General features: G+C 65.8%; 16 protein-coding genes and 1 other RNA gene. 4 read left to right on the top strand and 13 right to left on the bottom strand.

Annotated elements, in window-relative coordinates:
• Nucleotides 1-1,229: DNA polymerase III subunit gamma/tau (locus QQK63_RS17645; protein WP_284283259.1), on the bottom strand; the 1,229-nt coding region annotated here is incomplete at its 3' end.
• Nucleotides 1,230-1,340: 111 nt separating this feature from the next.
• On the opposite strand from QQK63_RS17645, the gene QQK63_RS17640 reads away from it, so the two are divergent.
• Entirely contained in the window at nt 1,341-1,706 is a 366-nt protein-coding gene (locus QQK63_RS17640) for a hypothetical protein (protein WP_277828146.1), read from the top strand.
• 69 nt (nt 1,707-1,775) lie between these two features.
• On the opposite strand, the gene ffs is transcribed toward QQK63_RS17640, so the two are convergent.
• From ffs to QQK63_RS17610, 6 genes are all read right to left on the bottom strand, one after another.
• Nucleotides 1,776-1,872: signal recognition particle sRNA small type (ffs, locus tag QQK63_RS17635), an RNA gene on the bottom strand.
• Nucleotides 1,873-1,919: 47 nt separating this feature from the next.
• Nucleotides 1,920-2,795, bottom strand: coding sequence for a CE1 family esterase (locus tag QQK63_RS17630; protein ID WP_277828148.1), 876 nt, complete (start codon nt 2,793-2,795; stop codon nt 1,920-1,922).
• Between the two features lie 92 nt (nt 2,796-2,887).
• A complete protein-coding gene (locus tag QQK63_RS17625; RefSeq protein WP_277828150.1) occupies nt 2,888-3,655 on the bottom strand; it encodes an ABC transporter permease in 768 nt (255 codons plus the stop codon).
• Nucleotides 3,652-4,476 (bottom strand): ABC transporter ATP-binding protein, encoded by an 825-nt coding sequence (locus tag QQK63_RS17620; protein ID WP_277828152.1) that lies wholly within the window; start codon nt 4,474-4,476, stop codon nt 3,652-3,654. Before QQK63_RS17620 ends, QQK63_RS17625 begins: the two co-directional genes overlap by 4 nt.
• A 197-nt stretch (nt 4,477-4,673) precedes the next feature.
• Nucleotides 4,674-5,684, bottom strand: a complete 1,011-nt coding sequence (locus QQK63_RS17615) for an ABC transporter substrate-binding protein (RefSeq protein WP_277828154.1) — start codon at nt 5,682-5,684, stop codon at nt 4,674-4,676.
• A gap of 167 nt (nt 5,685-5,851) precedes the next feature.
• Nucleotides 5,852-7,771, bottom strand: a complete 1,920-nt coding sequence (locus tag QQK63_RS17610; RefSeq protein WP_277828156.1) for a bifunctional 2',3'-cyclic-nucleotide 2'-phosphodiesterase/3'-nucleotidase — start codon at nt 7,769-7,771, stop codon at nt 5,852-5,854.
• A gap of 154 nt (nt 7,772-7,925) precedes the next feature.
• On the opposite strand from QQK63_RS17610, the gene nudC reads away from it, so the two are divergent.
• The 3 genes from nudC to QQK63_RS17595 all read left to right on the top strand — a co-directional run bounded on the left by nudC (nt 7,926) and on the right by QQK63_RS17595 (nt 10,254).
• Nucleotides 7,926-8,903 (top strand): NAD(+) diphosphatase, encoded by a 978-nt coding sequence (nudC, locus tag QQK63_RS17605; RefSeq protein WP_277828158.1) that lies wholly within the window; start codon nt 7,926-7,928, stop codon nt 8,901-8,903.
• A 117-nt stretch (nt 8,904-9,020) separates the two neighbouring features.
• Nucleotides 9,021-9,752, top strand: a complete 732-nt coding sequence (locus QQK63_RS17600) for a sulfotransferase family 2 domain-containing protein (RefSeq protein WP_277828160.1) — start codon at nt 9,021-9,023, stop codon at nt 9,750-9,752.
• A 28-nt stretch (nt 9,753-9,780) separates the two neighbouring features.
• Entirely contained in the window at nt 9,781-10,254 is a 474-nt protein-coding gene (locus QQK63_RS17595; RefSeq protein WP_277828162.1) for a hypothetical protein, read from the top strand.
• A 9-nt stretch (nt 10,255-10,263) separates the two neighbouring features.
• On the opposite strand, the gene QQK63_RS17590 is transcribed toward QQK63_RS17595, so the two are convergent.
• The 6 genes from QQK63_RS17590 to rfbA form a co-directional block, all read right to left on the bottom strand.
• Complete coding sequence (locus QQK63_RS17590; protein WP_277828164.1) at nt 10,264-11,184, bottom strand: DMT family transporter; 921 nt, start codon at nt 11,182-11,184, stop codon at nt 10,264-10,266.
• A 51-nt stretch (nt 11,185-11,235) separates the two neighbouring features.
• Nucleotides 11,236-11,634 (bottom strand): Cu(I)-responsive transcriptional regulator, encoded by a 399-nt coding sequence (gene cueR, locus QQK63_RS17585; protein WP_277828166.1) that lies wholly within the window; start codon nt 11,632-11,634, stop codon nt 11,236-11,238.
• A complete protein-coding gene (locus tag QQK63_RS17580) occupies nt 11,631-14,078 on the bottom strand; it encodes a heavy metal translocating P-type ATPase (RefSeq protein ID WP_277828168.1) in 2,448 nt (815 codons plus the stop codon). Before QQK63_RS17580 ends, cueR begins: the two co-directional genes overlap by 4 nt.
• Nucleotides 14,079-14,168: 90 nt before the next feature.
• Nucleotides 14,169-14,990, bottom strand: a complete 822-nt coding sequence (locus QQK63_RS17575; RefSeq protein ID WP_277828170.1) for a sulfotransferase family protein — start codon at nt 14,988-14,990, stop codon at nt 14,169-14,171.
• Nucleotides 14,987-17,503 (bottom strand): glycosyltransferase, encoded by a 2,517-nt coding sequence (locus QQK63_RS17570; RefSeq protein ID WP_277828172.1) that lies wholly within the window; start codon nt 17,501-17,503, stop codon nt 14,987-14,989. The genes QQK63_RS17575 and QQK63_RS17570 overlap by 4 nt, the downstream gene beginning before the upstream one ends.
• Before the next feature lie 41 nt (nt 17,504-17,544).
• Nucleotides 17,545-18,371, bottom strand: an 827-nt coding sequence (gene rfbA / locus QQK63_RS17565; protein WP_284283258.1) for a glucose-1-phosphate thymidylyltransferase RfbA, incomplete at its 5' end; no start/stop codon positions are given.

Raw genomic sequence — 18,371 nt, 5'->3', positions numbered from 1 at the left:
GCATGAACCGGGCCGCCGCCGCCGGATGGGCGCGCCGTGCCAGCGCCGCCCGCTGGCCCGGGCGTCGATTGCAGTTTCTTCACCAGATCGCCGGGCGTGGGCAGGTCGGCCACATGGGTCATGCGGATCACGGCCATTTCGGCGGCCATCATCGCATTGGGCGACAGGCTGACCTCTTCCAAGGCTTTCAGAAGCATCTGCCACATGCGCGTCAGAACACGCATCGGCAGGCGTTCGGCCAAAGACCGGCCGCGCATCCGTTCCTCGGGCGAAATCGTCGGATCCTCGGCCGCGTCGGGCGAGATCTTGATGACGCTGAGCCAATGCGTGATCTCGGCCAGATCGCGCAGGACGGCGACCGGGTCGGCCCCATCGGCATATTGCGCGCCCAATTCGTCCAATGCGCCCGCCGCATCGCCACGCATGATCGCCTCGAACAGGTCGAGCACGCGGCCCCGATCGGCCAGACCCAGCATCGCGCGCACCTGGTCTGCGGTGGTTTCCCCCGCGCCATGGGCGATGGCCTGATCGAGCAAGCTCATCGCGTCGCGCACCGATCCTTCGGCGGCGCGGGTGATCAGCGCGAGCGCGTCATCGGAGATCTGCGCGCCCTCGAGGCCCGCCACCTTTTGCAGGTGCGCGATCATCACCTCGGGCTCGATCCGACGCAGGTCGAAGCGTTGGCACCGCGACAGGACCGTGACCGGAACCTTGCGGATTTCCGTGGTCGCAAAGAGGAATTTCACATGCGGTGGCGGTTCCTCGAGCGTCTTGAGCAGCGCGTTGAACGCGCTGGTCGAGAGCATGTGAACCTCGTCGATGATGAAGATCTTGTAGCGCGCCTGGGCCGCGCGGTAGCTGACCGTCTCGATGATCGCGTCGCGGATGTTCTGCACGCCGGTATTCGATGCCGCGTCCATCTCCATCACGTCGACATGGCGGCCCTCGGCGATGGCCCGGCAATTCTCGCAGACGCCGCAGGGATCGGTCGTCGGACCGCCCTGCCCGTCCGGACCGATGCAGTTCAATCCCTTGGCGATGATGCGCGCGGTCGTCGTCTTGCCGGTGCCGCGGATGCCCGTCAGCATGAAGGCCTGCGCGATCCTGTCGGCCTCGAAGGCGTTCTTCAGGGTGCGGACCATCGCCTCCTGCCCGATCAAGTCGGCAAAGGTCGCCGGGCGGTATTTGCGCGCCAGAACCTGGTAGCCGGTGTCGGGTGTGTCGGTCATGGGGCCTCGGTGCTGTTCGGATCGCAAGAAACCCTAGTGAAGCGTCGCGCCAAGGTCCATGGTGAAGCGTGGGCCGGGTGCGCTACCTTGCCGTCGAACGCAGAGGCATGGATGGCAGAACACAAACCCCCCGCTTTCCTGGTGCAGGGCATGGCCCTGTTTTTCTGGGGTATGGCCGCATCCGCGCTGGCATTCTGGGTCGGCGGCGTGGTCTGGCCCGGGGGCTTGCGCGGCCTGATGGCGAGCCTCGGACCGTCCATCATGGCGAGTTTCGGGACGTTCCATATCCTTGCGGCGGTCTGCGGCATCTTGTTGTGGCAATGGAGACGGCACACCATGCCGCCGCGCCGCCGCGTGCTGCTCGAGGGGGCGACACTCTATTTCGTGCTCGCCGTCGTGCTGGGGATGTTCCTGAATTACCTGCTGGTTTCGACCATGGGCTCGGCGTTGGCGCCCGCCATGCCGAACCGCATGTGAGGGAAACACCGACTCGCGGGCCGGGGTGCGCGCGCGCGCCCCGCGTCCAACCAAGTGGAACAGGGGGCAAGTGAGAGGCTGGACAGCGACCCAAGCGGGGCTCGTTGTGGCTGCTTCCTTCCGGACCTGACCAGGTTGGCGAGGCGCCTGCCCGCGCCAACCTCTCGACTCAGCAGATAGTCGCTTGGGCGCGGCGATGCAAGAAACCCGCCGTCAAAGGCTTTCGAACCAAGCCCACGCATCTGCGGCAAAGATTGGGCCGCCGACATAGAACCAGTGCGTATGACCGGGCACCAGCACGAGTTCGTGATCATGGCCCAGTGCCGTCACGCGCTGACCGGCTGCCGTTGCAGTCGCAACGTCGAAAATATGATCCTCGGTGCCAAGGTAATGGCGCACCGGCGGGCCGTTCGTCACCGCGCGCAAGTCGGCGGGATCGACCGTGCCCGCATGGGTGGCAACAGCGCGCCAAAGATGGGGGTGACGGTTGGCCAGAACCTGCGCCGCGCGCGATCCTGCGGAATGACCGAACAGGTAGAGCCGTGCAGGATCTATCGGGTGTACGCCCGCGACCTCCGCAAGGACCGCGTCAAGAAAGGCTTCATCCAGCCGATCCACCCGCCACCCGCCTTCGGGCGCGTTCAGGGCGACAAGGATGGCACCCTCGCTGCGGGCAAGCTGCATCCACATGTGGATCATCGAGCGTCCATCGCGATTCGCGCCATGCAACAAGACGACAACCGGCGCAGCATCGTCGGCGATGCCCGGCGGCACATACAGCTGCCATGGGCGCGGGCCCGAGCGATCCGGCGTTTCGCGGTCGATCACCCCGCCAAGGCGGGGCGGCTCATAGGAAAACTGCCGCGGCAGCAGCGGCCTCAGATCCGGGCGTTCAACGATGGTGAAGCGACGCGGTTCCATCGGAGCAGTGGCAATCAATGCGGCCGGGGCGAATTCGGACCCGGCGCGGGCGACCAGCGGCGCGACCGCATCCGCAAGGCGCGGTGCCATGGGGGCCAGAGCGACACCCAAAGCGCCGAGAAAGGCGATGCTCAGCACAAGCAACAGAATGCGGCGGATAAACGTCATGGCTGGGTCCGATCAGATGGTGGACCCAGCCATGACCAAAAAATCTGGCTGATTTCAGGCCGCGAATGGACGATTCGGGGGCCTGTACGAGTTCAACCGGGGCTGCGTTCCGCCCAGCCCGCGAAGATCCGCTCGAGGAAGACCACGAAGTAGAACAGCAAGATACCCAGCGCCGCCAAGGCGAAGAGAACTGCGAACATGAGCGGGTAATCCGCGCTGATCCGGCCCGAATCGAACAGATCGCCCAAACCCCGGCCATGGGGCGATACGATTTCCATCAGGTTGGTGCCGATAAAGGCCAACGTCACCGCCACCTTCAGCGCGCCGAAGAATTCCGGCAGGGTCTTGGGCAGCGCGATTTTCCAGAAAATCGTGACATTCGACGCACCAAGGCTGCGCAGGATATCGCGGTATTCCGGCTCCAGCGTCGACAGCCCGATGGAAACGGACACCGCGATGGGAAAGAACGAGATCAGGAAGGCGATGAGAACCGTGTTGAAATCGTGCTGGCCGACGAACATCAGCGCCACGATGGGCACGACGGTCGCCTTGGGGATGGCGTTGAACCCAACGAGGATGGGGTAGAGCCCTTCGCGGGCGAAACGGGAAAAACCCATGATCATGCCGATCAGCGTGCCGAAGATCACGGCAAGGCCCAAGCCCGCCACGGTGCGCCACAGCGTTTCCCACGACTTGATCAGGAACAGGTCCCAGAACCGAATGTAGCGCGGGATCAGGTCCGAGGGACTGGCCATGCGGAAATCGGGCAAGTTGTTGTACCAGACCGCCCATTCCCAGACGACGAGAATACCGACGATGAAGATCGTGGGGGCAAGGATCTTGCGCAAGGTGTCGTTCATGCCTGTGCCTCCTGCGGGGCGTCTGCCTCGGTCGCGCGGCCTTGGGCGACCTGGATCTGGTGGCGCAAAGTGGCGAGCATCGAGACCGCCTTGGGACCGTAGAGATCATCGAGACTGCGCGGTCCCGGTATGTCGACATCGAGCACGAATTGCGCGTGGGCGGGGCGGCCGGACATCACAACCACTTGATCTGCAAGGAAAACACTTTCGCGCAGGTCATGGGTGATCAGAAGGCAGGTAAAGGGTTCCTCCCGGCGCAGGTCGTGCATGGTGCACCACAGGTCCTCGCGGGTGAAGGCGTCGAGCGCGCCGAAAGGTTCGTCGAGGATCAGCACATCGGGCTTGTGGATGATCGACCGGCAGAGGCTCGCGCGCTGGCGCATGCCACCCGACAGTTCGGAGGGGCGTTTTTCCGCGAAACCGGTCAGGCCGACCAGGTCCAGCAGGTGATGGGCGCGTTCCGTCGCCTCGGCCTTGGACATGGGGGATTTCACGATTTCCAAAGGCAAAAGAATGTTTTGCAGGATCGTGCGCCATTCCAGAAGCACGGGGTTCTGGAACGCCATGCCCACGGTCGGGCGGGGGCTCGTGACCTTTTTGCCGTGCAGCCAGACTTCGCCCGTATTGGGTTTCATCAGGCCCGAAACCAGCCGCGTCAGCGTGGACTTGCCGCAGCCCGAAGGGCCGACCACTGCGCAAAAGCTGTTTTCCGGCACCGCCATGTTCAGATTGTCGAGCACCGGCAGGGGGCCTGCCTTGGTTCTGTAGGCATGGCTGACGCCGCGCAGTTCGATCATGGTTGCGGAGGGGGGCGTCTGCATCAGGCGGACCTTTGCATGATAAACGGCGCGTCAACACATATCGGGTTTGTGCAAGGCCATGGTTAACAGGGTGGGTCGGACGGCCTGTCGTGATCCTGTCGTGGTTGCGTCGTGATCGCGTCGTGCATCCGTAACTACAAGCGCAACCCGCCGGGCCGGTCGAAAACCGGCCCGGCGGGCATCTTGGTGTCAACCGCTCAGCGGGAGATCATCCGCACCTCGGCCTCGGGCAGATAGGCGTCGGTGAAGTAGAGCGCGGCGTCGGGCTCGTTCTGGAACTCGTAGGTCAGGCGCAGCTGCTCGATGGCGGTCGCCATGCGGTCGGCATCAATGCCACCCAGCCCGTTTTCCATCACCCAGGGCGTCAGGATGTTGGCGTCGAGCGCCAGTTGCAGGCGGCGGGTTTCCAGATCGACGTCACCGGCCGGGTTGCGCGCGATGACGGCGGCGGCGCCGGCTGCCGGATCGGCGGCGGCATCGGCCACGCCCCGCGCGATGGCGCGCAGCGCGCCGGTCACCAGTTCGGGGTTGGCGGCGGCGAAGTCGGTGTTGACGATGACCGCGTTGCCATAAAGCTCCACCCCATGGTCGGCGAAGAGGATGGTGGTGATGTCATCCTCGGGCACGCCAAGACGCGCGAGCGACAGGTAGGACGAGAAGTTGAAACCGGTCACGGCGTCGACATTGCCCTCGGCCAGCATCGGCTCACGGGTGGGGAAACCCACGGGCTCCACGGTGATGGTGGACACGTCGATGTCGTTCACGGCGGCAAGGATCGGGAATTGCGCCCATGCGCCATCGGGCGGCGGTGCGCCAAGGACCGATCCTTCGAGATCCTCGATCCCGCTGATGCCTTGGCTGACGCGGCCCACGATGGAGAAGGGCGGGCTGTCATAGACCATCATTGCGGCGATGACAGGTGCGCCCGGGTTCTGGTCGAGAAAGCGGACAAGGCTGTTGATGTCGGCGAAGCCCATGGGGAAGGCGCCCGATGCGACCTTCGGGATCGCGTCGAGCGACCCTTCGCCGGCGGTCACGTTCACCTCGAGCCCTTCGGCCGCGAAATGGCCGTTGTCGATGGCGAGGAAATAGGGCGCGGAGGGACCTTCGAAGCGCCAATCGAGCGCGAAGTTCATGGTTTCCTGCGCGGCAAGCGGCGTGGCCGCGACCAGCGCGGCGGCGAGGGTGGGAATGGCACGGGTGAGCAAGCGATGTCTCCTTCGGCTTGGCAGCTCGGTCGTTTCGGCGTCTGGCACCTCAGCGACTGGTGACTGTTCCGTCAACGGGCAAATTGCCCACCAAACAGGCGTCTGCGCAATCACTGCACAGGTGGATACCAACTTGCACATTTTTTTTGCAGGAGCGCCAGGTTTGCCTAGATCCGCATCAGGTAGCGGGCAAAACCGTCCTCATCGGTCCCGTCGGCCGTCATCCCAAGCGCGTGCACCCGGTCGGGATGGGCCGCGGCACTCGGCCCGGTATGGACGACCACGGTCGCCCCCCCCAGCGGCGTGAAACGGAAACTGGGTTCGATCACGGGGTCCAGGTCGCAGGGGCTGGCCATGATATGGGCAACCAGGGCGTCGCGCACGGGATCGGTGCTTTCGTGGATGGTTTCGCAGGCCTGCGCGGCGGGGAAATGCCCGCCGCCCGCCGCACGATAGGTGCTGGTCACGACCAGAAAGGAGGCCGTGTCCTCTACCGGGCGGCCGTCGGACAGGCGCAGGTTGCGGATGCGTCCCGGGCCGGGGTGGCAAAGCGTCCCCTCGGCATCGGTGCGCGCTGGCTGGCTAAGGTCGATGTCGTAGCGCAATCCGTCGAGCCGGTCGAAATTGTAGCTGGCAAAGGCGCGGTCGAGCAGCGGTTGCGGGGCACAGCCCGCACCCGGCACGACCCGATTGAAGGCCGAGGCGGAGCGTTCGAGCCAGTCCCGCAGCAGCGCGCCACTGGCTCGCAGAAGGATCAGGCCATTGGAATAGCCGTAAAGATCCGCCGCATGCCGGAGGAGAAGGGGACCGGCGGGCACGTCGGTATATTCCAGCGGCCCGCCCCGGCCGCCGGATTTGAAGGGCGTGGCGGCCGAGATCAGCGGCAAGCCCGCAAGGTCGGGACGATCGCGGATCAGCGGGACGGCGGCGGCGCGCTGCGCATCGGCGATCACCTGCGTCGCGGCACAGGGCGCGATCAGGCTGAAATACGTCTCGAACGGGACCGCCGTACGGCCGAGCGCGCGCGCGGAATAGCGCCGCGTCGCGCGATGGCTGCGCAGGATGTCGCGTTGCAGGCCCGGCATGCGCTGCAAACTGTCCCACAGTCTTTCCCTGTCCTCGTCACGGATGTCGGTGGCTGCGGTCACCACGGCCTCGGAACCGCGCACGCGCCAGGGTCGTCCCGATCCGATCGGCGGCGCGGCAAGATCGAGGTCGATCTGACCCAGATGCGAGCCCCAGCAGCCGGGTTGCACCATCGGTGTCCCGCCCAGAGGCGTGGGTGGCTCTTCGGCGCTGGGAAAGGTGCGGTGCGTATGACCGGCGATGACGGCGTCCACCCCGTCGATCCGGGCCAGAAGACGGCCCACGTTTTCCCCCTCGCTGGCGTCGGTATCGTGCCCGAGGCCGCTGTGCGCCAGAACCACGACGATATCGGCTCCGGCCTCGCGCAGGGCGGCCGCCTGCTGGCTCATGGCGGGCAGGATATGGCCCACGTCGATACGGCCCTGAAGATGAGCACGGGCCCAGCGCATGACCTGTGGCGGGACGGCCCCGGTCACGCCCACCCTCAGGCGGTGCGGCGCGCCATCTTCGTCGACCACGACCCGGTCTAGGATCAGGCCGGGACGCACCGGCCCCGGATCGGTGGCCATCCAGTCGACATTGCCCAGCACCACCGGGTAGCGCGCGCCGGCAAGAGCCTGTTGCAGCGCGCCAAGCCCGAAATCGAAATCATGATTGCCGAGTGTCGCAGCATCATAGCCAAGCGCATTCATCAGCGTGATCATCGGATGCGTGTCGCCCCGCGGCATCAGGTCGGACAGGGCGGCATCGGCCAGAGGCGCGCCCTGCAACGTGTCGCCGTTGTCGAACAGGAGCGTGTTGGGGCATCCTGCGCGCGCCCTTTGGATCAGCGCGGCAAGGTTCGACAGGCCGACATCCTGCTCGGGCCGGTCGGAGAAATAGTTGAAGGGGAGGAGATGCGCATGCAGGTCGGAGGTCGCGAGAATGCGCAGGCGCACGCCAGCGGCGGCGAGCCCCGCCCCGGCGGCATGCGTGCCAGACCGTGTCCCGGCAATGGTCATCTTGGGTTCGTCCCTGCAGTCCCCTACAGCTAACGCTGCAATGTTCCGCCGAAAAAGCCCTTACACGGAGAAAGGCGGATTTCTACGGCACATTGCGCCCGCTGTGGCGAAAGAGTCATACCCTTGATCATCAGGGTGCTGAAAGGACAGGCAGATGCGATATGCGGAAAGGGTGACGTTCGGGGGATCGGATCTGGACCGGTCGGCGGCAGAGCGCAAAGACGCGGCCGGATTGGCGCGCGCACTGGCCGAGGGCGGGCAGGTCATCGTCTTGTGGCGCGGCAAGCCGCTGGTGATGGGTGACCCTGCGAACGGGGCCTGCACGCTGGTGCGGCTGGCGGCAGATGACCCGATCCTGCGCGATGCCGATGAGGCAGCGATCTTTTTGGGCCGGATCGACGGTCAGGCCGTTTTCGCGCGCGATATTTCCGGCTGGATCCCGCCCGAACCGGTGGACGAGGCGCAGATCGGGGCCTTTCTCGACCCCTCGGTGCAGCACCACCCCGCCGCGCCCGATGGCAGCGCCTTTCGGGAATTGCGCGCCATCATGACGACGCTTTCGGCGCGCGACGCGGAGCTGGCCGCGACGGCGCGGGCGCTGGGGAACTGGCACCTGTCGCATGGGTTCTGTTCGCGCTGCGGCGTGGCGAGCGAGATGGCAGAGGGTGGCTGGCAGCGGAAATGCCCCGATTGCGGCGCGCATCATTTCCCGCGCACCGATCCGGTGGTCATCATGCTGATCACGCGGGGCGACAGCGTTCTTTTGGGTCGTTCGCCCGGATGGCCCGAGGGAATGTTTTCGCTGCTTGCGGGGTTCGTGGAACCCGGCGAGACGATCGAGGCGGCGGTGCGCCGCGAAGTGTTCGAGGAAACGGCCGTGCGGGTGGGGCGGGTCGACTATCTGGCCAACCAGCCATGGCCCTTTCCCGCCTCGCTCATGATCGGCTGCCGGGGCGAGGCGATCAGCGACGCGATCACGGTCGACCCAGCCGAGATCGAGGCGGCGCGCTGGGTGACGCGGGGCGAATTGCTGACCGTCTTCGCGGGCGAACACCCCGAGATCCGTCCGGCGCGGCGGGGCGCCATCGCGCATTTCCTGTTGGAACATTGGCTGGCCGACCGGCTTGACTAGGCGGGCAGGGCAACAATCGGGCGGCGGGTGCGCCGTCACGGTTGCCCGAAGCGGCCCGGCTCTGCTATCTTTAGATAAAACACGAACAAAATACAAAAAACGAGCAGAGGTCAGGACATGCCATACACCATGCCCGCGCAGCGGATGGCGTTTTTCTTTTCGCCCAAGGCAGGGGGAACTTCGCTTAGGGCCTTCTTGTTTCATGCGGAAAACGGCTTTGCGTTCCGGGATTATTCCGTTCAGGGAACGCGCATCGACGCCAACATGCTGGCGGCCAATTACCGGTTCAACCGGATCGACCATGGCGAGCTGGTGGAATTCAGGCGCTTTGCGCTGGTCCGCGATCCGGTCCGGCGCTTTCTCTCGGGATATTCCAACCGGGTGCTCCATTACCGCGAATTGAGCATCGAAGCCGCAGGCCGCGATTTGCTGCGCGAGGGGTTGCCGCCCGATCCCGATATCGAGACCTTCATCGAAAATTACGTCGGCTATCTGCGCTGCTCCAAGCCGCTGGCGCGGCATTTTTTGAAACAGCAGAAATTCATCGGCAACGATCCGTCGTATTTCGAACGGATCTTCCGGCTGGAGCGCGTGGGCGAGTTGGTTGATTTCGTGAATGCCGAATGCGGCACGAACGCGGTGATGCCGCGTTTGCAGACTGGCGGCCCCAAGCTTGATTTCGGAATGCTGAACGAAGATCTCCAGATCGAGATCCTCAAGATCTGCCGCCACGACATCGCGTTCCGCCTGGTGCCCGACTACTGGGCCCCCTACGCGCATCTGCTGGACAGCGGCGAGGAATTCCACGCGAAACCGGACGGTGGCGCGCTGCAAAGAACCGGGTCATGATGGACCAAAGCAAGATGGGTCGCCGCCGATGAAATTCAGGGTTTCCGAGGATCTTGATGCCCCCCGGTCGATGGTCTGGGCCCGGTTCACCGAGTTCAGCGGGATGGAGGCGGATGCCCGCGGGCGCGGCGCGACCGTCACGCGCAGCGGAAACTGGACGACCCCCGCCGAGGGCGCGGAATGGCGCGGCGAGGTCAAGGTTCGCGGCAAGGTGCGCCCTGTCAGCGCCAAGATCGCGCGATTTGTGCCCGACGAAATCTGCCTGATCGAAAGCCGGATCGGAGGCATGACCTGTGTTCACGAAATGAATTTTATCGCGCTGTCACCAGAGGTGACCCGGGTGGCCGTCATGCTGGACCTGTCGGCGCAGACGCTGACGGCGCGGTTGATCTTGCAAACCATGAAGCTGGCGCGGGGTCGCGTGATGCAGCGCCTTCAGGCGACGCTGGCACGGCAGGGAAACGCCGTCGAGGCGGAATGGCGCAAGGTCAAAACCGGGTAAGGCGACGCCTCAGGGCTGGGTCGGGCCGGCCTTGCGCTGCCGGGCGCGTTCCAGCCCCAGTTGCCGTTCGCGCAAAATGATCAAGATACCCGCGACCACGATCATGCCGCCGCCCGCCAAGGTGGCGGCCCCCGGCACCTCGCCGAAGACGGTGTAACCGACCACGATCGCCAAAATCATCGATGTATATTCGAATGGCGCGATCAACGAGGCATCGGCATGGCGGTAGCTGGTGGTCAGGAGGATCTGCCCCACCCCGCCCAAAAGCCCCGCGAGAACCAGAAGCGCGGCAACGTGGGGTGGTGGCAGAACCCAGCCCCACGGCAGCGTGAGAAGCGCCAGAAGCGTCGCGGTGACCGAGAAATAGAAAACGATGGCCGATACGGTTTCCGTCTGCACCAGCTTGCGCACGAAAACCTGCGCCAGTGCAGCGCAGACCGCCGACAATAGCACGACCACCGCCCCGAGCGTCTCGCGCGTGGTGACGGTGGCCGGATCGACCTGCAATCGCGGGCTGAGAACGATCAGAACGCCGACAAGGCCCAAGGCGACCATCGACAGCCGGAACAGTCGCACCTGTTCGCCCAGAAACATGGCGGCGAAAATCACGACAAGGATCGGCGCGGCATAGCCGATGGCCGTGACCTCAGGCAGCGGCAAGAGGCCCAGACCGGCAAAGCCCAAACCCATGGAGGTCGTGCCGACCAGCCCGCGCCAGACATGGCCCATGGGGTTTTGCGTCCGCAATCCGGTGTGCAATTCGCCCCGCATCGCCAACCAGATCCCGATCACCGGGATGGCAAAGAGCGAACGAAAGAACACCGCCTGTCCGGGCGGCACACTGTCCGATGTCGCCTTGATGATCGAGGCCATCGCCACGAACACGCAGACGGACAGTATTTTCAGGATGATGCCGCGAAGCGGGGACATGGCGCACCGGATGGGAAACTGCCCCGACCCTACGCAAGCCCCCGCGCGGGTTCAATCGCTCACCACCGACGCGGCCAGACCCGAAAGGATCGGGCAATCGGGGCGGTGGTCACCCGCGCAGGCATGGACCAGATCCGCGAGCGTGTGGCGCATGTCGGCCAGTTCCTTCATCTTGGCGTCGATCTCGGCCAGATGGGTTTCGGCGAGCTTCTTCACATCGGCACTGGCCCGCCCGCGATCCTCGTAAAGCGCCAGCAGGGTCCGGCACTGTTCGATGGAAAACCCGAGGCCCCGTGCGCGGGCGATGAAGGCGAGTTTGTGCAGATGCGCCTCGCTGAACATGCGATAGCCGTTGTCAGCGCGGTGCGGCGTGATCAGGCCGATATCCTCATAGTAGCGGATCGTCTTTGCGGGCAGGCCCGAGGCCTCAGCCACTTCTCCGATGTTCATGCGGCCTCCATCCTGCGCAGGCGCAGGGCATTCAGAACGACAAGGACGGAACTGGCGGCCATCGCCCCCGCGGCGAGCATCGGGTTCAGGAACGGCCCGCCAAAGAGCGCCAAGAGGCCAGCCGCCACCGGGATCAGCGCGACGTTGTAGCCAAAGGCCCAGACAAGGTTCTGGACGATGTTGCGCAGGGTACGCCGCGACACCTCCATCGCGGTGACGACACCGGTGGGCGCGCCCGAGACCAGCACGACATCGCCCGCCTCGATGGCCACATCGGTGCCGGTGCCCAGCGCGATGCCGACATCGGCCTCGGCCAGAACGGCGGCATCGTTGAGGCCATCGCCCACGAAGGCAACGCGCCGCCCTTCGGCCCGCCATGCGGCGACCTGCGCGCGCTTGTCGGCGGGCGACAGGCGGGCGTGAGCCTCGGGGATAGCAAGGGTCTTTGCCACGGCATCGACCGGCCCTTCGGCATCGCCGGACAGGAGCGCGACGCGGATGCCTCGCGCCTTGAGCGCCGCGACGGCGCGCGCCGCCTCGGGCTTGAGCGGGTCGGACAGGGCGAGATGCCCGAGATAGGTCGCGCCCCGCGCGACATGCACTTCGGTCACCGGAGCGGGATCGGTGGGGGGCACGGCAATCCCCGCCGCCTCGAGATACGCGCGGTTGCCGACGCGCAAGATATCGTCACCGAGGATGGCCTGCGCCCCGGCACCCGTCACGGCCTCGAACCGGTCGACGCGCAGAGGCGCGATGCCACGCGCGGCAGCCTCGGCCAGGATCGCGCGGGCCAGCGGATGTTCGGAGGCGGTTTCGACCCCGGCGGCGGTGGCCAGAAGCGTTTCGGCGTCGCAGGACCCGGCAGGCGCGATGGCGGTGACGCTGGGCCGTCCCTCGGTCAGGGTGCCGGTCTTGTCGAAGGCGACCAGATCGACCCCCGCCAGCTGTTGCAGCGCGTCGCCTTTACGGAACAGCACGCCCAGTTCGGCGGCGCGGCCCGTCCCGGCGAGGATGGAGACCGGCGTGGCCAGACCCATGGCGCAGGGGCAAGCGATGATCAGGACGGAAACGCCGATCACCAGCGCCTTGGCCGGATCGGGACCCCAGATCAGCCAGCTACCTGCAGCCAGCACCGCGATCACCAACACCACCGGCACGAAGACGGCGGTGACACGGTTCACCAGCGATTGCACCGGCAGGCGGGTGGCCTGCGCATCTTCGACCATGGCGACGATGCGGGCCAGAACGGTATCCGCGCCCACGGCGGTCGCGCGGTAAACAATCGTCCCCGTGCCGTTCACGGTGCCCGCCGTCACGGCGTCCCCCGTGCGCTTGGCGACAGGCAGCGGTTCGCCGGTCAGCATCGCCTCGTCGATGTGGCTTTCGCCCTCGGTCACGATACCATCGACAGCGATACGCTCACCGGGTTTCAGGCGGATCAGGTCGCCGCGACGCAGATCGGACAGCGGCACCTCGGTCTCGGTGCCCTCCGCGACGCGATGAGCGGTGTCGGGGCGCAGCGCCATCAGGCCACGGATCGCCGCCCCCGCCTGCCCCCGCGCGCGCCCCTCCAGCCAGCGGCCCAGAAGGATCAGGGTGACGATGACGGCGGCCGCCTCGAAATAGACGAAGCGCCCGGTTTCGGGCACGACGCCGGGGGCGAAAGTCACCAGCGTCGACCAGGCCCAGGCGGCGGAGGTGCCCAGCACCACGAGGCTGTTCATCTCGGGCGCGCCCTTGAGGAGCGCGGGCACACCGAGGCGGAAGAAGACGCGGCCCGGGCCCGCAAGAACGGCAGTGGTGAGCAGGAACTGGATCAGATGCAGCGGGAAGGTGCCAAAGGTCGCCATCTGCCAATGGTGGAAGGCGGGGATCAGGTGCCCGCCCATCTCCATCACGAAGACGGGGAGGGTCAGGGCGGCTGCGATCAGAAAGGCGCGGCGCATCGGCGCGGCCTCATCCGCCGTGTCGGTCGGGGCATCTGCGGTGGCCGCCTCGGGCGGATCGAGATCCGCGACTGGATAGCCCGCCTTGTCCATCGCGGCCTCGACCACGGGCCAATCGGCGGCATCGGCCAGCCGGATATCGGCGCGTTTGAGGGCGAGGTTCACCTGCGCCTCCAACACCTCGGGGAGGGCGTTCAGCGCCTTTTCCGCGCGCGAGGCGCAGCCGCCGCAATTCAGGTTACCGACGCTGGCGCGCATCGCCACCCCGTCGACCGGGTGCACGGGGTAGCCTGCGGACGTCATCGCAGAGGCCAGCGCGGCGGGGTCGAAGCCCGGAAGAATGCGCAGATCTGCGCGGCGGGTGGCGAGGTTGACCCGCGCGCTTTCGACGCCCGGCACGGTGGCAAGCGCGGTTTCGGCCCGCGCGACGCAACTGCCGCAGGTCAGGTTGTCGACGGCATAGCGGCGCAGGATGGAGGAGGTCGTATCTTTGGGCATGGGATGTCCTTCCACCGTGTCACATAGGGCTTCCCGTGACTGGAAGGTCAAGAACATGACCCGGTCGAAGTGACACAGGCCAATCGCGGTTCAGAAAAACCGGCGGCGGGGTCGCAGATCGGCGGACAGGTCATAGCCATGGCGCACCGCCAAGGCACCGCAACGCTCCAGCACCACCTCGGCCAGACCATCGACCAGCGCGCCACGCCACAGGTTGCGTTCGCGATGCACATCGGCGGCGGAATAGAGGCCCGGCGGAGCGGCGACCTGAGCGTGATCAAGGATCCGAGCCATCACACCGGGCACATCCTCCACCAGATCCTCGTAGCGGACGGTCAGCACGCGTTCGGGGTAGGCCATCTCGACCGTGGCCATGAACTGCACCGCCTCGATCCAGTAATTGCAGGCGCCGTGGATGTCGGTGACCTTGACCTGCCGACCGAGGACAAGGCTTGCCACGACATTCAACGGATTGCGCACGAGGTGGAGGAACCGCGCCTTGGGCATTTCCTGTGCGATCAGCGCCGCGCCAAAAAAATTCTGCGGTGTCTTGTCGAACCAGCGATAAGGACCGGTCATACCCTTCGCCCGGGCGAAGGCGGTGATGTAGCCGCGCTGCAATTCGGCCTTGTCACGGCTTTCTTCCAGCAGTGCCTCGAACACCTCTTCGGGGACGCCGTCCATCTCGCGGTGCTTGCGCAACAGGGCGCTCTTGCGATGCGGCTGGTAACTATGGGGCGTGCGGAACGGTTCGGACCAGCGGAAGAAATGGGTTTCTTCGGGGCAGATGAAGTCCGGCACCCGGCGCAAAAGGTTGCGTAGCAGGGTCGTGCCCGACCGCACGGAGCCCACGATGAAAAGCGGTCGATCATCGGCGGGGAACGTATCGGGGACAAGGTGAAGGTCGGTCATTCAGCTGCTTCTCTTGTTTCTACGTTGATCGGGATGCCCTGCCGAGCACAAGGGCCTGTGACCGCCCTCAAAAGCGTTGCGACATGGTCGCCGTCCGGGTCGAACGGCAGCGCGATGCCGTTCGGGGCGCGGCGCAGCGCCTCGCCCTGCGCGCCGATGTCGAAGCCATAGACCGGCAAGCCGGTGGCCAACATCTCGTGGGTGACGAAGGAAAAGGTCTCGGGCCAGATCGACGGCACCAGCCACGCGGTCACGCCATAACGTTCGGCAAGGTGGCGGATGTCGGCGCGGTCGTAGCTTCCGTGGAGTTTCAGGCTGGGCGGACGGGAAAAGGCCGGGTCCATGTTCCCGATCAGGACCGTCCGTGGCCCACCCTGTTCGGCCAGACGCTCAGACAGGGCACAAAGCACGCCCGCCCCCTTCTGGTGGTTGAGATTGCCCAGCACACCTAACGTTCCCGCCCCGGAGGATGTCGGGGGCTGCATCCGGTCGATCCGCACCACCGCGCCATGGGGCCGATAGACGATCCGGTTGGCCAGATCGGGATAGACCTTCACAAGGTGCTGGCGGCTGGAATCCGAAAATACCGTCACCTCGGCGCAGGCGATGAGGAAACGGTGCCACGCGGCCTGCCATTGCGACAGGGGCACGGTACTCCCATCCGGGCGGCGTGCCCGGTGGGCCGGGTCGTCACAATCGCCCCGCACCGGGCCACGATAGCTGCCATCGGCGTTGAGCAGGCAATAGGAGGGGCTGATCATGAAGAAATCATGCACCCGCGCCTCGAGCGTATCGGACCGCCCGGCGCGGGCGAGCGACAGCAGGACCTGCGGCAGGGCCACCGGATCGCGATCGCCGACGCCGCAGGAATAGATCACGCGGAGCGCGGGCACGGGGTCGAGAAGGCGGTGGATATGGGCAAAATCGCTTGTCGCCGCCGACATGACGCCCGATGGCCCGTGCAGTTCCAACTGCCAGCGGGTCGGCCCGCCCACGCGGAGGACCATGGCGTGCTGCCCCTGCGCCCTGCGCGCGTCGATTTCGGCAGTCAGGGCATGTTCGGCCCCACCCCCCATCGAATGGGCCATGAAAAGCGGCAGCGCATCGAGGCTGAGTTCCCCGGCGATGGCGATGGCCAGCGCAAGCCGCGGGGTGCGCAGCGGGTCGTTGCCGATGAAGGCCTGCACTTCGGTATCATAGGCGGGATAGCGGCGGGCGATCATGGCATTGGCGCGCGGGACCATGGATTGCTTGGCCTCGACCCCGAAACTTTGGCCGCCGCGATGTTCGACGAAAAGCGCGGGCATCCCGACATGGCGCGCACCCAGCTTTCGCAGTTTCTGGCACCAATCGACCTCTTCGCCGTAGCCGGGGCCGAAAGCGGTGTCGAAGCGCGGCAAGCGACCGAACCACCGGCTGTTCATCGCCATGCAAAAGCCGACGCCGGTGGGGGTGGACGGCAGTCGGTGGGGCACCGACAGACGCTGCGCCACCGCGTCGATCCGGTCGACCATGCCATTCGGCAGCGGCATCGCCTCGCAGATCATCGGGGCCGAAAAGATTTCGGCGTCATTCGACATCGGCGTGACGGAGGCAATGGTGCGGTCGTGCTGGAACGGCGAAATCAGGCGCGAGGCCCAGCCTTCGGGAACATGGGCATCGGAATTGAGCAAGACGACATGGCCGCTGTGCTGTTCGGCCTCTTCGAAACCGCGATTCACGGCCCCGATGAAACCGAGGTTCCGATCCAGTTCGATCAGCGTCACGCGTCCCCGGTGGCCGTCCACCCAAGACCGCAGGAAGGGCCGCACGCGCGGATCGGTCGAGGCATCGTCGATCAGGACCAGATGCCATGGCACATCGGTATGCGCCTCAACCCGGCGCAGGGTTTCGCCCAGCAGGTCGAAGGCATTGTGAACCGGCAAGATGATGGTGATCGGATGCAGTGCGCGCGGCGGAACGCCGTGGACGAAATAGCGGGGGTCGATGGGCAGGCCCTCGGGCACCGCCTCGAGACCCAGCGCGTGCTTGATACGCGTGCGGGCGACCGGGTCGCGCTTCAGCGTCCAGCGCAGGAGATCGGGCGCGGCCCGCAACAGCCCCACCAGAAAGGCGCGGCGCAGTCGGCGGAGGGCGGCGGGCGTCGGTGGATCGGCGGGATGGGGCACCGGCAGGGCGATCTCTTCGCCCGAGGGTTTCGTGACATGCAGCGTCAGGGGCCGCTCACCCTCGGGTGCCTCGATCTGGAAGCCGGTCTCAAGCGGATAGCCAAAGCGGCGCATCACATCGGGGCGTTGCAACGTCGGGGTTACCGTGGCCTCGCCGCCCGGCCATGTCAGGCGCAGCCGGGGCGCGGCCGTCCAGCCGATGAGGGCGATGGCACCGGGCACCCGCCGCACCTGTTCGACATGGCCAAGCGGTTTGCGCCCGTCACGCGACAGGCTGAAACCGCCAAGCCGGTCGGCGTGGTGGGCGACATACCTCAAGAACAAGGCGTGAAGGCGGAAGAACACCGGGGACCGGCTCCTTCGAACTGAAATGATCGTTACGAAACTCAGAGCAAGGACAGTAGATAGCGGCCGTATTCGTTCTTGCCAAACAGGGATGCGCGGGCGGCCAGATCTTCTGCAGAGATCCAGCCCTGCGCATAGGCGATTTCATCGGGGCTGCCGGTCTGCATCCCCTGACGTTGCTCAAGCGTGCGCACGAAATTTCCCGCATCGAGCAAGCTCGCATGGGTGCCCGTATCGAGCCAGGCGAACCCGCGTCCCATCTTGGCGACGCGCAACGTGCCGTCGTGCAGATAGCTTTCGAGAAGGCTGGTGATTTCCAGTTCGCCCCGCGCCGATGGGGTGACCGTCGCCGCGCGGTCGGGGGCGGTACCGTCGAGGAAATAAAGCCCCGTCACGGCAAAGGGTGAGGGCGGATGGGTCGGTTTCTCGATCAGGGCACGCACCGATCCGTCGGGGGCGAAATCCACCACGCCGTAGCGTTCGGGGTCTGCCACGCGATAGCCGAAGACCGTACCGCCAAGGGTCTGCGCATCGGCCTCGGCCAGGATCTCGGGCAAGCCGTGACCGAAAAAAATGTTGTCGCCCAGAACCATGGCCGAGGGCGCGCCGTTCAGGAAATCGCGCGCGAGGATATAGGCCTGCGCCAGCCCGTCGGGGCTTGGTTGCGGGATATAGGTGAGCGACAGGCCCCATTGGCTGCCGTCGCCCAGCGTGCGGCGGAACTGATCCTGGTCCTGCGGGGTGGTGATGATGGCGATCTCGCGGATGCCGCCCAGCATCAGCACGCTGATCGGGTAGTAGATCATCGGCTTGTCGTAGATCGGCAAAAGCTGTTTCGACAGGCCCATGGTGATCGGGTAAAGCCGCG

It is taken from the genome of Roseicyclus marinus, assembly GCF_030163795.1.
Taxonomy (GTDB): domain Bacteria; phylum Pseudomonadota; class Alphaproteobacteria; order Rhodobacterales; family Rhodobacteraceae; genus Roseicyclus; species Roseicyclus marinus.
The sequence above is the reverse complement of the archived record's forward strand: the minus strand, read 5'-3'. Positions and strand labels throughout refer to the sequence as shown.

Bases quoted from the DNA above. Each gene is read 5' to 3' on its own strand.
- QQK63_RS17640 (WP_277828146.1), top strand. From the start codon at position 1,341: ATGGCAGAACACAAACCCCCCGCTTTCCTGGTGCAGGGCATGGCCCTG.
- QQK63_RS17630 (WP_277828148.1), bottom strand. From the start codon at position 2,795: ATGACGTTTATCCGCCGCATTCTGTTGCTTGTGCTGAGCATCGCCTTT.
- QQK63_RS17625 (WP_277828150.1), bottom strand. From the start codon at position 3,655: ATGAACGACACCTTGCGCAAGATCCTTGCCCCCACGATCTTCATCGTC.
- QQK63_RS17620 (WP_277828152.1), bottom strand. From the start codon at position 4,476: ATGCAGACGCCCCCCTCCGCAACCATGATCGAACTGCGCGGCGTCAGC.
- QQK63_RS17610 (WP_277828156.1), bottom strand. From the start codon at position 7,771: ATGACCATTGCCGGGACACGGTCTGGCACGCATGCCGCCGGGGCGGGG.
- nudC (WP_277828158.1), top strand. From the start codon at position 7,926: ATGCGATATGCGGAAAGGGTGACGTTCGGGGGATCGGATCTGGACCGG.
- QQK63_RS17600 (WP_277828160.1), top strand. From the start codon at position 9,021: ATGCCATACACCATGCCCGCGCAGCGGATGGCGTTTTTCTTTTCGCCC.
- QQK63_RS17595 (WP_277828162.1), top strand. From the start codon at position 9,781: ATGAAATTCAGGGTTTCCGAGGATCTTGATGCCCCCCGGTCGATGGTC.
- QQK63_RS17590 (WP_277828164.1), bottom strand. From the start codon at position 11,184: ATGTCCCCGCTTCGCGGCATCATCCTGAAAATACTGTCCGTCTGCGTG.
- cueR (WP_277828166.1), bottom strand. From the start codon at position 11,634: ATGAACATCGGAGAAGTGGCTGAGGCCTCGGGCCTGCCCGCAAAGACG.
- QQK63_RS17580 (WP_277828168.1), bottom strand. From the start codon at position 14,078: ATGCCCAAAGATACGACCTCCTCCATCCTGCGCCGCTATGCCGTCGAC.
- QQK63_RS17575 (WP_277828170.1), bottom strand. From the start codon at position 14,990: ATGACCGACCTTCACCTTGTCCCCGATACGTTCCCCGCCGATGATCGA.